At 49.8% G+C, this 13,978-nt stretch carries 10 protein-coding genes, 3 tRNA genes and 6 pseudogenes; 10 read left to right on the top strand and 9 right to left on the bottom strand.

The window, feature by feature from the left end; all coding sequences use genetic code 11:
• Positions 1-646: 646 nt before the first annotated feature.
• Positions 647-925 (bottom strand): annotated as a pseudogene (locus tag ACLJRU_RS05860) (transposase); the annotation flags it as partial.
• Between the two features lie 85 nt (positions 926-1,010).
• Positions 1,011-1,478 (bottom strand): annotated as a pseudogene (locus ACLJRU_RS05865) (phage integrase N-terminal domain-containing protein); the annotation flags it as partial.
• Between the two features lie 246 nt (positions 1,479-1,724).
• Between ACLJRU_RS05865 and ACLJRU_RS05870 the strand changes: the two are divergent.
• On the top strand, positions 1,725-1,859 hold the full coding sequence (locus ACLJRU_RS05870) for a hypothetical protein (protein ID WP_001524547.1): 135 nt from the start codon (positions 1,725-1,727) through the stop codon (positions 1,857-1,859).
• Positions 1,860-1,956: 97 nt separating this feature from the next.
• Here ACLJRU_RS05870 and ACLJRU_RS05875 read toward each other — a convergent pair.
• The 5 genes and pseudogenes from ACLJRU_RS05875 to mtfA form a co-directional block, all read right to left on the bottom strand.
• Positions 1,957-2,430 (bottom strand): annotated as a pseudogene (locus ACLJRU_RS05875) (peptidase).
• A 164-nt stretch (positions 2,431-2,594) separates the two neighbouring features.
• A tRNA-Asn gene (locus tag ACLJRU_RS05880) sits at positions 2,595-2,670 on the bottom strand.
• A 421-nt stretch (positions 2,671-3,091) separates the two neighbouring features.
• A pseudogene (locus ACLJRU_RS05885) lies at positions 3,092-3,397 on the bottom strand (Arm DNA-binding domain-containing protein); the annotation flags it as partial.
• 167 nt (positions 3,398-3,564) lie between these two features.
• Positions 3,565-3,640, bottom strand: a tRNA-Asn gene (locus ACLJRU_RS05890).
• Positions 3,641-3,740: 100 nt separating this feature from the next.
• Positions 3,741-4,538 (bottom strand): annotated as a pseudogene (gene mtfA, locus ACLJRU_RS05895) (DgsA anti-repressor MtfA).
• Positions 4,539-4,626: 88 nt separating this feature from the next.
• Here mtfA and ACLJRU_RS05900 point away from each other — a divergent pair.
• From ACLJRU_RS05900 to ACLJRU_RS05920, 5 genes and pseudogenes are all read left to right on the top strand, one after another.
• Positions 4,627-4,716, top strand: a tRNA-Ser gene (locus tag ACLJRU_RS05900).
• 570 nt (positions 4,717-5,286) lie between these two features.
• Entirely contained in the window at positions 5,287-5,706 is a 420-nt protein-coding gene (locus ACLJRU_RS05905) for a translesion error-prone DNA polymerase V autoproteolytic subunit (RefSeq protein WP_000394197.1), read from the top strand.
• A 2-nt stretch (positions 5,707-5,708) separates the two neighbouring features.
• Positions 5,709-6,977 carry a Y-family DNA polymerase gene (locus ACLJRU_RS05910; RefSeq protein WP_001540293.1) on the top strand — a complete coding sequence of 423 codons (1,269 nt, stop codon included), beginning with the start codon at positions 5,709-5,711 and terminating at the stop codon, positions 6,975-6,977.
• A gap of 454 nt (positions 6,978-7,431) precedes the next feature.
• Positions 7,432-7,643: pseudogene (locus ACLJRU_RS05915) on the top strand (cold shock domain-containing protein).
• 10 nt (positions 7,644-7,653) lie between these two features.
• The gene (locus ACLJRU_RS05920) at positions 7,654-7,842 is read left to right on the top strand and encodes a hypothetical protein (protein ID WP_024131163.1); all 189 of its coding nucleotides are present in this window, start codon (positions 7,654-7,656) and stop codon (positions 7,840-7,842) included.
• A 258-nt stretch (positions 7,843-8,100) separates the two neighbouring features.
• Here ACLJRU_RS05920 and ompS1 read toward each other — a convergent pair whose 3' ends face one another.
• On the bottom strand, positions 8,101-9,294 hold the full coding sequence (gene ompS1 / locus ACLJRU_RS05925) for a porin OmpS1 (protein ID WP_001080661.1): 1,194 nt from the start codon (positions 9,292-9,294) through the stop codon (positions 8,101-8,103).
• Between the two features lie 649 nt (positions 9,295-9,943).
• Here ompS1 and drpB point away from each other — a divergent pair.
• From drpB to ACLJRU_RS05945, 4 genes are all read left to right on the top strand, one after another.
• Positions 9,944-10,255, top strand: coding sequence for a cell division protein DrpB (drpB, locus tag ACLJRU_RS05930; RefSeq protein ID WP_000107439.1), 312 nt, complete (start codon positions 9,944-9,946; stop codon positions 10,253-10,255).
• Between the two features lie 79 nt (positions 10,256-10,334).
• Entirely contained in the window at positions 10,335-11,030 is a 696-nt protein-coding gene (locus ACLJRU_RS05935) for a phosphohydrolase (protein ID WP_001540289.1), read from the top strand.
• 73 nt (positions 11,031-11,103) lie between these two features.
• A complete protein-coding gene (locus ACLJRU_RS05940) occupies positions 11,104-12,534 on the top strand; it encodes a DNA cytosine methyltransferase (protein ID WP_001157303.1) in 1,431 nt (476 codons plus the stop codon).
• Positions 12,515-12,985, top strand: coding sequence for a very short patch repair endonuclease (locus ACLJRU_RS05945; protein WP_000785978.1), 471 nt, complete (start codon positions 12,515-12,517; stop codon positions 12,983-12,985). Before ACLJRU_RS05940 ends, ACLJRU_RS05945 begins: the two co-directional genes overlap by 20 nt.
• On the opposite strand, the gene yedA is transcribed toward ACLJRU_RS05945, so the two are convergent.
• The gene (yedA, locus tag ACLJRU_RS05950; protein ID WP_001212264.1) at positions 12,974-13,894 is read right to left on the bottom strand and encodes a drug/metabolite exporter YedA; all 921 of its coding nucleotides are present in this window, start codon (positions 13,892-13,894) and stop codon (positions 12,974-12,976) included. The genes ACLJRU_RS05945 and yedA overlap by 12 nt on opposite strands.
• Positions 13,895-13,978 lie beyond the last annotated feature (84 nt).

Raw genomic sequence — 13,978 nt, forward strand, 5'->3', positions numbered from 1 at the left:
TGCAGTTCATCATCCAGCCACAAGTCAGACGATCTTTTCATGTATTCGGCACCGCACAGCGCTTCGGTACATAGCTCGATTCCAGTCAGCATGGGCGTGCCGCCAGCATCGCACTGATCGACCGTCAGGTAAAAATAACGGTCATCGAGAATAGCCGGTCTTAAACTGCGTATTTTATTAATATATTCTTCTGTCGTCAGTCCCATTGATTCTGCGCGCGCAGAAAGGGTATTAGTATTACAGGGTGTTTTATCTTTAAAATAATAACGGTCGGCGAGTAAAAGTTTCAGGTCACTGCTAATGGCGGTTTTATTAAAATCGATATTTTCAATTTGGGCGATGAAATTAACGGGTTTGGATTCTGTACTGGGGGATTGTTTTGCACATATATTCGCGCAATATAATGAAACTATAATTGTTATGAATATTTTCTTCAAGATGTTCTCCTTGTATGAATAATAACTCCCTGAAACTTATTTCATGCTATAGAAACAAAGAGTTAATGTAAAGGATGCGAGGAGCATATTCTGGCAGGAGAGAGTTTTCTTCAGTTACCAGTAAGAATAATTTAAGTATTACGAGCGCGTTGTTTTTAATTTGATAATAACGCGCTGATGATTATTAACGATTATATACCCAATAAACCTCAAGATGCGGGAGTGAGCACCTGAAAGTGATCTTTAATTCGGGATGTAAGTGAGTCCGCTATATCCGGCAGCGTCTGGTTAAAAAAGACAGATATTGCGTCCCTGAACTCTCGCGTACTGCTGAAGTAGCGATTATTCCGGGCATGTTCGTTCATTAATTTCCACATTCGTTCTATCGGATTCAGGTTTGGACTGTAAGGGGGAAGGTAATGCAGCCTGATATTTACCACCTCCGCCCAGTCTTTCACTAACTGTGAACGGTGGTAACCTGCTCCATCCGCTGCTCGCTCTTAGCCAGCTGTCAAATTTGCCCATACACCTGCGCCACATACCGCCCACGCCCGTCCCCATGCCCCAGATCCATTGCACTCTCTGCACCGCTTCCTGTGAACGTAAGCCCATCAGCCTCGCCAGTTCCAGCGCCGCTGCCAGTCCCGGATCTTTCATGCGGGCCGTCTCCAGCACATGATGATAATGTTCCGGCGTGATCGCCTGTCGCGTCCCGCTGCGCGATGCACCAGCCAGACCCAGCGATTTATTAGTCAGCCATTCATGCGCTGCCACCTGTTTACGCCCGGCCTGTTGCAGAACAGCGCGCAGCGAGGCCATTTCATTTTGCAGCGTGCGTTTGCCGATCCCCTGCGCCAACCTTTCATGAATATAGCTTTCAATGTGGCGCACCTTAATCTGCGCAACCCGCTGGATATGGACGTTCAAAGCCCGTAAGTGGTGATCGAAACGCTGCACGATATGAATGCAATCGTTCACCGTTTTATGGCTACCGCCACAGTGCTTTGCCAGTGCCTTCATTTCACCACCTAACTTGCCCATACACTTCTCCTGTGATTTTGAGAACACAAACAGTCTCCGGCGTATGCTCTTTGGCTGCGCCAGAACGATACCTTTACGCCGGAGTGGCAGTTTGTTGAGGTATAGGGAGTTTCAGACTGTACGCGGTACAGGCTGCCTGCGTGAGCAGAAATTCTCCGGGGCATCAGCCCCCCCCCCCCTCGGTATCGATCTTTTTCTCTTCTTTCTTGCTGACAGCGGCCCCAAAAAGGCGTGTCAGATTCGGGAATGAACGCCGGAACCCCGAAAACAGGGGCATGGCGCGGTGTAGTGGTTGTGCGTCACTTTGTCGCTTTGCGCGACGAAAGTGACGCACCGGTTGAGTGCCGGGCGCGAAAGATCGCGGATTCTGGCGCAGATTGACGGTCACGCGGCAGCAAAGCCGGACGTCTTTGCAGGCCGCAGCCCGTAAAGTAAAAGGCGCTGATGTGGTAACAGGTGCCGGGTGGAATCGCTTCCGTCACGGTGCAGCATTGACCAGAGATCTGGCGCAGGTACCATCGAGATACTCTTTCAGTTCTTTGGTACCGAACGTGTCGATAGCCCGCTGAGCTGCGCCAAGATTAGACGCCAGCTTGTCACCGCCAATGTCTTTATCGGCTTTAACTGCCGCAGCCCAGTCTTCTGTTTGCTTCTGCCATGACTCCGCTTGCTATTGTTGCACTCCCGCCAGCACTTTCGGATAGACGTCCACCAGCTTCTGCGCCTGCTCCTGCGTCAGGTTCAGTTCACGCGCCACTGGTTCGAACTGCGCCAGCGCGCTGGTATCGAGTTCTTGACCTTCAGGGGCGGTGAACGCGTATTTCTCCGGCGCGCCGGGCGGCGTTTCTTCTTTCGGTGGAGTGGGCTTATTGGGAGCGGCGGGTGGATTTTCTGACGGTTTTCCTGTACCCGGATCGGTCTGCGTGCCGCCAGCGGTATCGGTTAATGCCATAGGAGGGGGCTCCATTTACTCAACGAACCGTGAGGCCCCGATTAAGCCCCTAAAAACTATGGATGTCAAAAAACCCGGTAAACCTTCTCAGGTCAACCGGGTAAAGATAATTTATTGTTTTTTAAACGTCTCCGGACTCACCAGGATATCCCGAAACTAAAATCTGGCTCCTCTGACTGGACTCGAACCAGTGACATACGGATTAACAGTCCGCCGTTCTACCGACTGAACTACAGAGGAATCGTGTGAACGGGGCGCATAGTAACGATGTGCGATCGGCTTGTCAAAGGGGGAAATAAGGTTGCGCGTTTGTTTGCTGACAAAAACAACAAAGCGTTGAAGTTTTGATCTAATTCCTACTTTGCTCCGGCATGGCGCAACTTTGTCTGTAATTGCACAAGTCAAATGCTGTGACCTTACCGCAATGGCTGTGTACCAGCGTCTGATGAAACGTGAAAAACTGGCAGGCACTTGGCAAATAATTCTGAGACATAACGCCGTAGAGATTAAGGGCAGGGAGTAGAACGAACTTTAGACGTGAAATATTTTGTGAAAATGGTTGATACAGGCAGTCTGACGCCGGTAGCGGAAATGGCAGATAAATTTCTGGTGCAGGCGAAAAGATTTCCGTCAATATCATAGGCAGAATTATGGTGCATCAGCTTTTGGCGACGACACGGAACGAGCGGGTTTTATCGCGCTTTTCCTGAAGGATTTTTTCATCAGCCTGTTTTTTGCGTTCGGGTCAATCCCCTGATCCAGCAGCCTTTTGACCTCGTCACGGCGTTGTCTGGCATCAGCAAGAGAAACCGCAGGGTAAACCCCAATAGAAAACACCTTCTGTTTGCCATTAAAGCGATAGCCTGACTGCCAGTATTTTGAATCGATAGAGGCCAAACCCGTCAGCGAGCTTGACGGCCTTTTCCGCTGGTCTGGCATTTTTTACTTTAGTATCAGTCAGTGACATGACGGTTCCCTCCGCGTGCTGGTAAAACGCAAATCGAACCAGCTTTACCAGCAAAAGGGTATAGCTTCGAGTGGTTTTTAGTAAACGAGAGTGAACCTGAAGAAGGGGTTAATCAGTTGATATAAATGCAGAAAGCAGACGTCAGTGAACGTCTGCTTCCCTAAATTTGGCTCCTCTGACTGGACTCGAACCAGTGACATACGGATTAACAGTCCGCCGTTCTACCGACTGAACTACAGAGGAATTGTTTCAACGAGGCGCATAATACTGGGCCGGCTATAACGTGTCAACAGTAAAATTAACGCGCCAATTCAATTGGTTAATTAACCCACAAAGTGAGGAATTAATGTTCGGATTCCTCGCCGTAGTCGCCTTCGGCAGCGCTTACCCGTAAGCGCTGAGAAGGATCCTAGCGATAGAACTGGCAAAAACGCTGCCATAGTGCCGGGAAACGTGGAGCAAACAGTTCTGGCGCGCTGAAAAAATACTCTGACAACACGGCAAAACATTCTGCAGGGTCGGTGGCGGCATAGGCATCTATACTGGCAGCGCTTTCGCCAACAAGATCGATTTCATCCTGAATATTATTCATTGCCGCGTGGAGATCGTGTTCCCAGCCAGCCACATCGCGCAACGGGATGAAAGGGATGCCGCTGGCGCGATCGCCATTACGCATATCCAGTTTGTGCGCGACTTCATGAATAATGAGATTGAAACCCGAAGCATCGAACGAGTCCTGGATATCCAGCCAGTTCAGAATGATGGGCCCTTGTTGCCAGCTTTGCCCCGACTGTACGACACGCTGGCTGTGCACCAGACCTATGTCATCTTCCCATTCATCATCTACCACAAAGGGCGCGGGATAAATGAGCACTTCATGAAAACCATCAAGCCACTCAATACCGAGCTCCAGGATCGGTAAGCAAAAAATTAACGCAATACGTGCACTTTTTAACGAGTCGAGCTCAAATCCCTGTAGCGCTACCAGTCTTTTCTGCTGCAAAAAACGTTCGGCTAGCGCAATAAGCCGAGCCTGTTCTTGCGCGGTGAGGTTTACCAGAAGAGGTATAGCCAGCGCATTATCCCACGGCCAGTCTTCGTTCTGGGTTATTTCTTGTGCTTTCCAGGGCCACTTAATCATCGTTTTGCTCGTAAACTCGTCACTTGAACAAAATTACCCGAATAGGGTCTGTTAAAATGCCAAATTACCTGGCATCATTGCAATATACGGAGAGATGCCGGAGCGGCTGAACGGACCGGTCTCGAAAACCGGAGTAGGGGCAACTCTACCGGGGGTTCAAATCCCCCTCTCTCCGCCACAATTCAAACACTTAGCTCATCTTCTTTCAGCGATCAGTCTCACACTTAGAATACACTTAGAATAGTACGTGAAAAACGTATCGCCATCTTATGCTTTTTCTGCCAGAAGAGGGGGCCAGGGATGGTGTTATTTTCGATCATAAGTCAACTCCTAGTTTTCAGCCCCGGGCTTTCGCTGTACCCCATCGGGATTCACAGTGATGTCACTCGCGGCGACTTAACGCCGTCGTCCTCGGTAATCGTCGCACCCGGCCTGTTGCCCGACATGTTCCCCTGTAGACATGGGCGCAGGGCGAAAGATTAATTGTTGTCAGGGAAACGCGCTGGCGCGTGGCGATAACTTACGCTGCGGGGCTGTCGACGCTGTACAGAAAATGTGGCCTCCAGACTGGCTTAAATATGCACACATGACAATACAACCGGAAAATTTACAAAACGCATAATTTGAACTGAGAGAGAAACTTACAAACGAAGCGACGAAGATTTCAACAGCCGCAGCGACTCCAGTATCTTGCGCGCATGTTTAAATAATACTACTGTATATAAAAACAGTATTCGAGGTATGGATTATGGAATTTTTCAGACCTACAGAGTTGCGCGAAATTATTCCTCTCCCATTTTTCAGTTACTTAGTGCCGTGTGGATTCCCCAGCCCCGCAGCGGACTACATTGAGCAGCGTATCGATCTTAATGAGTTGCTCGTTTCTCATCCCAGCTCAACATATTTTGTCAAAGCCACGGGTGATTCAATGATTGAAGCAGGCATCAGCGACGGTGATCTGCTGGTGGTGGATAGCTCACGGAACGCTGACCACGGTGACATTGTAATTGCGGCAATTGAAGGAGAGTTCACCGTAAAACGGTTGCAGTTGCGCCCGACAGTGCAGTTAATCCCCATGAACGGCGCCTATCGACCTATACCTGTCGGCAGTGAAGACACGCTCGACATATTCGGGGTGGTGACCTTTATCATTAAAGCGGTCAGTTGATTATGTTCGCGCTCTGCGATGTTAATAGCTTTTACGCCTCCTGCGAAACGGTCTTTCGTCCTGATTTATGTGGCCGACCAGTGGTGGTGTTATCAAACAATGATGGCTGCGTTATCGCGTGTAGCGCCGAGGCGAAACAGCTCGGTATCGCACCAGGTGAGCCATACTTCAAACAGAAAGAACGCTTCCGGCGATCCGGCGTTGTTTGCTTCAGCAGTAATTACGAGCTTTACGCTGATATGTCGAACCGGGTAATGACCACACTCGAGGAGATGGTGCCGCGGGTAGAAATTTACAGCATTGATGAGGCTTTTTGTGATCTGACGGGGGTACGAAACTGCCTGGATCTGACAGATTTCGGGCGCGAGATAAGAGCGACGGTCCTGAAGCGCACGCACCTGACTGTCGGTGTAGGCATTGCCCAGACGAAAACCCTTGCCAAGCTGGCTAACCATGCTGCGAAAAAGTGGCAGCGCCAGACCGACGGGGTGGTTGACTTGTCGAACATCGATCGCCAGCGTCGGCTGCTGGCCCTGATACCCGTAGAGGATGTCTGGGGTGTCGGCAGGCGCATCAGTAAGAAGCTAAATGCCCTGGGCATCAAGACTGCTCTCGATCTCTCTGAACAAAGTACCTGGATCATCAGGAAACACTTCAATGTCGTGCTGGAGCGTACCGTGAGAGAGCTTTGCGGAGAGCCATGTCTGGAGCTTGAAGAGTTTGCGCCGGCAAAGCAGGAAATCGTTTGTAGCCGCTCTTTCGGCGAGCGGGTCACAGACTATGAGGAAATGCGCCAGGCTGTTTACAGCTACGCTGCGCGCGCGGCAGAAAAACTCCGCGGCGAGCACCAGTACTGCCGTTTCATCTCAACATTCGTCAAAACATCCCCCTTTGCCCTGAACGAGCCCTACTACGGTAACAGCGCCGCAGTGACGCTTCTCACCCCCACGCAGGATTCACGCGACATTATCAATGCGGCTGTGAAATGCCTGGATAAAATCTGGCGCGACGGCCATCGCTACCAGAAAGCGGGGGTGATGCTGGGTGACTTCTTCAGTCAGGGCGTAGCGCAACTCAACCTTTTCGACGATAACGCGCCGCGCGCCGGTAGTGCGAAGTTGATGGAAGTACTGGACCATCTTAACGCAAAAGACGGGAAGGGGACGCTGTACTTCGCCGGGCAGGGGATGTCGCAACAGTGGGCTATGAAGCGAGAAATGCTTTCGCCTCGGTACACCACAAGATACTCTGATCTACTGCGTGTTAAGTAACTTGTGCGATCAATGCCTGAGATAGTTGCCAAATCATCCCCGTTCTCTAACTGGTTTTGGTCACACAAAATCACAGGAACCTCTCACGATGAGGCGCATGTATCCTGGTTTACGACATCAGGAAATGTGGCGCATTTATTGCCAGGTAGGCGTTGTGAGACGTCACTTATTTACGCCAGGTTTCAGCCGTAGCGACGGGCATGGATAAAAAGAGTATGGCAATCAGCGTGATAATGCTAAAAAACAATTAATATTTTTTTAACAAAACTAAAGCTTGCTATGTGCAGTTAACCATGCGTTAATGGTTGTGCGGTTTGATACAAACTTATCTGAAGTAGTGATTGTAATATTTCTCATCATTTGTTCCTCTTGAGATCTCCTTTAGGTTTTTTTCTCTCTGATAATTTTCTTCAGGCCATTTTGCCCAAGGGCTCATTCAAAAGGTAACAATATTATGACGACGAAAATCACTGGTTTAGTAAAATGGTTTAACCCTGAAAAGGGCTTTGGTTTCATTACGCCTAAAGATGGCAGCAAAGATGTGTTTGTGCATTTTTCCGCCATTCAAAGTAATGAATTCCGCACTCTGAATGAAAATCAGGAAGTGGAGTTTTCAGTAGAGCAGGGCCAAAAGGTCCATCAGCGGTCAACGTTGTGGCGCTTTAAGGCAACTGATATTACTAATAAAATTCACTTCCGGTGTCCATGTTGCCATGGTTCACAATACAGAACATCGACATTCGATGTTACTGAGCAAAACCCGTTTGGCGCGAAATGTATTTTTTGTAAGTCAACCATGATCACTTTTGATAATGTTGGATTATACATTCGCTCAGGGCAGGTTCCGCTAGATTTTAGAAAATAATTCATATTAGCTCCGTACAGGAGCTTTTTTATGCCCGGATGATTATCATCTATAGACGCTGATATCCATCATCTATAGTGGCTTACCTTTCCCCAAAGGTGTTATTTCTCTTGCAGACAGCGCCTGAAAAAAGTGATGTTGTCTTCATCTATCCGATGAAACCAGGTCAACCTGTCTTTGTGCCCTTATCCGTTATTTAATTCTTGCCCTATAATAACAAGCCCGCGCTAAGCACGGGCTTGAATAACATAAAGCGTCTTAGAACTGGTAGACCAGACCAACACCTACGATATCATCGGTTGCAATACCGTTGCTTGCGTAGAAGTCATCATCTTCGTCCAGCAGGTTGATTTTATAATCAACGTAGGTGGACATATTTTTGTTGAAGTAGTAAGTCATACCGACGTCAACATATTTAACCAGATCTTTGTCGGTGTAATGCCAGTTGCCACGATGGACTTCCTGACCGCCTAAATCTTTGCCCTTAGACTGCAAGTAGGCGATGGATGGACGCAGACCGAAATCGAACTGGTACTGCGCAACCACTTCAAAGTTCTGGGTTTTGTTAGCAATACCGCCATTACCTTCGCCATTGCCGCCGCCATAATAGGTCATGTTGCGGGTTTCAGCGTACATCGCCGCCAGGTAAACATTGTAGGCGTCATATTTGGCACCTACGGTCCAGGCTTCGGCAGTTTCACCGCCGGCATAGTTGTTGCGCTCATTCATGCCGTCGCCATAACCACGAGCAACCTGATTGTCCGTACGGTCAGAGGAAGAGTAGGCCGCACCCAGGCTTAACCCGAAGTCAAAGTCGTAGGAGGCAGACATACCGAAACCGTCGCCGTTTTCACGGGCCAGTTTGCGAGAACCACTATTTGCATCGCTGCCGTTGGCTGTTCCTTCGCCTGCGCCAGGATCTTCGTTATTACCCTGGTACTGCAACGCGAAGTTCAGGCCTTCCACCAGACCGAAGAAGTCGGTATTACGGTAGGTGGCAACGCCGTTGGTTCTGCCCAGCATATAGACATCGGTCTGGGTATAAGTATCACCGCCGAATTCCGGCAGCGCATCGGTCCAGGCTTCAATGTCGTAGATAACACCATAGTTACGGCCATAATCGAAAGAGCCGTACTCGCCGAATTTCAGACCGGCAAAGCCCAGACGAGTCCAGGAGTTTGCACCTTCGCCTTCGGTGGTGTTCACCTTAATGTTGTATTCCCACTGACCATAGCCGGTCAGCATATCGTTGATCTGCGTTTCGCCTTTAAAGCCAATACGGGCGTAGGACTGGTCGCCATCGTCGCCTGCATTGTCAGAGAAGTAACGCAGACCATCAACTTTGCCGTACAGGTCGAGTTTGTTGCCATTTTTATTATAAATTTCAGCCGCATTTGCTGCGCCTGCCACTAATAACGCCGGGACAAGCAGTGCCAGAACTTTTCTGTTCATTATGTATTCCCTTATGATAATAATTTATATGAATATGTAGCCACTTCAACAAAACTACAAATTGATACTATTCTATGAAGTTCATGGAATTTAAAAAATAACATGTAACAAATATATTTAAAATATTTCAATTTGTTTCTGTTTGGTTTTTTATAATACATGCTATATAAGTAATTAAGAATATATATTCTATAATTATCATTTTTTATCAATTGGTTATGTGTTTTTATTTGATGGTTGTTGGCGTGAATATAATTTGTTTTTTATATGTATTTGATGCTTTGATTATGAAAAAGAATAAAAAAAACCGGCATAAATGCCGGTAATGTGGGTAATGATAAAATAAATGATAAAAGGCTAATAACCGAATCATTCTGACACTTAATGCTAAAAAAATAAAACGCTATCGCGGTGCGTAAAAATAAGTTGTTCTGGTTATGGGTTATTCTGCATTAGAGTGCGATTCAATCACCATTCCCTTATTTAACAGCAGGTTCAGCGCCAGGCGTAACATTATCTGAGAATAAACTATTTGTGGAATGAATAACCAGAACAGGTGGATAAGGTATTTTATGGTCGAAATGTGATTAATGTCACATTATAATGTAATTAATGTCATATGACTTACATCACAAAAGCGGAGTAAAGTTTGAGTACCAGGGAGGACAACGCCACCCGTAGCATGGGCGGCAAATTAGCGTTATGGGTTTTTTATACCTTTTGCGGCTACTTCATCTGGGCGATGGCGCGTTGCGTGTGGCTGATGTCCGCCATACAAACCGAGCCGGTTCTCGGCCCAATCAGCACTCCTGGCAGCACAACGGAAAAATGGCTTAACGCGCTTTCGCTGGGCGTCGTCTGGCTTATTCTGGGGAGTATTGCCTGGTACACCCGGCCTCGCAAAAACAGGGGGTATCCCGCCGACACTCAGCCAGAAACGCGCAAGCACGCAGGGATGTAAAGTGGTGGCGGATATGTCAGGATAGCGAACCCTGTGCTCAGGCATGTAATAAAAATGGTCTGCTATAAAGAGAGGGCGTATGGACTCAGGATACTGGCAATCGCAGTTTGAAGACTGGCTACGTCACCACCACCAGGAACAGGATGCCGCCCATGACATCTTCCATTTTCGTCGTGTTTGGGCAACCGCGCAAACGCTGGGGGAAAACAGTCCTGTCGACTGGCTGGTGGTGCTATCGGCATGTTATTTCCATGACATCGTCAGCCTGGCGAAAAATCATCCGCAGCGGCATCGTTCTTCCATTCTGGCGGCGGCAGAAACCCGGCGTATTTTTCTGCGGGATTTTCCTGACTTTCCGGCAGAAAAACTGGCGGGCATTTGTCATGCTATCGAAGCGCATAGCTTCAGCGCAAAAATTGTGCCCACCACGCCAGAGGCAAAAATCGTACAGGATGCAGACAGGCTGGAGGCGTTGGGCGCCATTGGTCTGGCGCGGGTCTTCGCGGTTTCCGGCGCGCTGGGCGTCGCGCTGTTTGATGCCGACGATCCCTTTGCCGACAGACGGCCTCTTAACGATAAGCAATTCGCGCTCGACCATTTTCAAACCAAACTGCTGAAACTGCCGCTGACGATACAGACTGAACGGGCCAAGTACCTGGCGCAGCGTAATGCGGATTTTCTGGTGTCGTACATGGCGAAACTGAGCGCTGAGCTGAAAGGCGACTATGAAACACGGGATGAGGCGGTCATCCAGATGTTTGCTACGCATCAGTAACCCCTGCCGCTGAAACGTAAACCGCGTCATTTTATGTTAGTCTGTCGGCAATTATTTTTGGCCGGTTAAATGTATGCAGGAAAATATTTCAGTAACACACGCCCGGAACCTCATCGCCGACGACGCCGGAAGCGAGATCCAGGCGATGCTGAGTCAATTGCTGGAAATCTACGATGTTAAAACGCTGGTGGCGCACCTTAACGGCCTGGGCGAACAGCACTGGAGCCCGGCCATCTTCAAGCGCGTAATGATGAACGCGGCATGGCATCGCTTGAGCGACAATGAACTCACCTGTCTTAAAACAGGGTTGCCGACGCCGCCAGCGCATCATCCGCATTACGCCTTTCGTTTTATTGATCTCTTCGCGGGCATCGGCGGCATTCGCCGCGGATTTGAAGCGATAGGCGGACAGTGCGTGTTTACCAGCGAATGGAATAAGCACGCGGTACGGACATATAAAGCGAACTATTTTTGCGATCCGCTGCAACATCGCTTTAATGAAGATATCCGCGATATCACATTGAGCCACCGGGAAGGGGTCAGCGATGATGAGGCGGCGGAACACATTCGCCAGCATATTCCGCAACATGATGTCCTGTTGGCGGGCTTTCCCTGTCAGCCATTTTCTCTGGCGGGCGTTTCTAAGAAAAATGCGCTGGGCCGCGCCCACGGCTTTGCCTGCGAGACTCAGGGGACGTTATTTTTTGATGTCGTAAGAATTATCGACGCCCGCCGCCCCGCGCTGTTTGTGCTGGAAAACGTGAAAAACCTTAAAAGTCACGACCAGGGCAACACCTTCCGCATTATTATGCAAACGCTCGATGAACTGGGATATGACGTGGCGGATGCCGCTGACAATGGCCCGGACGATCCGAAAATTATCGACGGGCAGCACTTTCTTCCTCAGCATCGGGAACGTATTGTGTTGGTGGGATTCCGTCGCGATTTAAACCTGAAAACCGATTTTACGTTACGCAATATCGCCCGTTGTTATCCACCGCGCCGTCCGACGCTGGCAGAACTGCTGGAGCCCGTCGTCGAAGCCAAATATATCCTGACGCCGGTGCTGTGGAAATATTTATATCGCTACGCGAAAAAGCACCAGGCGCGGGGAAACGGTTTTGGCTATGGCATGGTTTATCCTGACAATCCGGAAAGTGTGGCGCGCACGTTATCTGCTCGCTACTACAAAGATGGCGCCGAAATTCTGATCGATCGTGGTTGGGATATGGCGAAAGGCGAAGTGAATTTCGACGATGCTGGCAACCAACAACATCGTCCCCGCCGACTCACGCCGAGAGAGTGCGCGCGTTTAATGGGATTTGAGGCGCCGCAAACGTACCAGTTCAGGATACCTGTCTCGGATACGCAGGCCTATCGCCAGTTTGGCAACTCCGTGGTGGTGCCGGTATTTGCTGCGGTAGCAAAGCTGCTGGAACCCAAAATTCACCAGGCGGTGACGCTGCGTCAGAAAGAGACGGTAGATGGCGGACGTTCACGATAAAGCCACGCGCAGTAAAAATATGCGCGCGATAGCGACCCGCGATACGGCTATTGAAAAACGTCTTGCCGGCCTGCTAAGCGCGCAGGGGATTACGTTTCATACTCAGGACGCGACATTACCGGGCAAGCCGGACTTTGTGGTGAATGACTATGATTGTGTGATTTTTACTCACGGCTGCTTTTGGCATCATCACCACTGTTATCTGTTCAAAGTGCCGGCCACGCGAACGGCTTTCTGGCTGGAAAAAATCGGTAAGAACGTTGAGCGCGATGAGCGCGATATTCAGCGTTTACAAGCGCTTGGCTGGCGGGTACTGATCGTCTGGGAGTGCGCCTTGCGCGGGCGAGCGAAATTGAGCGACGCGGCGTTGGCGGAGCGCTTGGAAGAGTGGATCTGCGGCGGCGGCGCCAGCGCGCAGATCGACACCCAGGGGATTCATCTACTGGCGTGAATCTTCCGTTTTACACGGCGTGACCACCGCCTTGACAGGAAACAGGTACTTACCCAGAGTCACCAGCACTACGGCAAACACAATCACACCCAGCGCGGCCCATTCAACGGGCGATAACCTCTCGCCGCCCAGGCCAGTGCCAAGCAACACGGCGACAACCGGATTCACATAGGCGTAGCTGGTCGCCAGCGCCGGACTGACGTTGCGAATCAGGTACATATAGGCATTAATGGCGATAATAGAACCGAACAACGCCAGGTAGCCGACGGCCATAAACCCCGATAAACCAGGCAGCGTGGCGAGCTTTTCGCCGGAAAGAAACGCCGCGCAAAGCAATACCACGCCCGCCGCCAGCATTTCAATCGCGCCCGCCATCATGCCCACAGGAAGGGCGATGCGCGAGCCGTAAACGGAACCAAATGCCCAGCTCATCGAACCTATCAGGATCAAAATCGCGCCCCACGGATTGCCGCTTAAATTGCCGCCGCTGTTCAGCAGAATAATCCCGGCAAGTCCAATGGCAATCCCCACCCATTCTAATTTGCGCGTTTTAATGCCAAAAAAGTAGCTAAAGCACAGCGTAAATAGCGGGACAGTGGCGACCACGACGGCAGCAATGCCCGATGGCACGTTTTGATGCTCCGCCACCGTCACCAGACCGTTACCCACCGCCAGCAGCAGTAGACCAATCAGCGCGGCGTTGATGGTCTGGCGCAGCGGCGGAAGTTTTTCGCCGCGCAGCAGCAAAAACGCCATGAGCAACATCCCCGCCGAGAGAAAACGTACGCCTGCCATCATCAGCGGCGGCCAGCTTTCAACGCCTATGCGGATAACAAAATAGGTAGACCCCCAAATGATGTACAAGGCAAAAAGCGCGCCAAAAAGAGGTAATAACTGCCGGAAACGCATAATCACTCACGGTGAAATAAAAAGTGTGGATATAGTAAACGTCAAAATTATTATGCTGGCGAGCATTATAATTGTCCTTTTGGA

The organism is Salmonella sp. SAL00653 (assembly GCF_046552515.1).
In the GTDB taxonomy this organism is placed as follows: domain Bacteria; phylum Pseudomonadota; class Gammaproteobacteria; order Enterobacterales; family Enterobacteriaceae; genus Salmonella; species Salmonella enterica.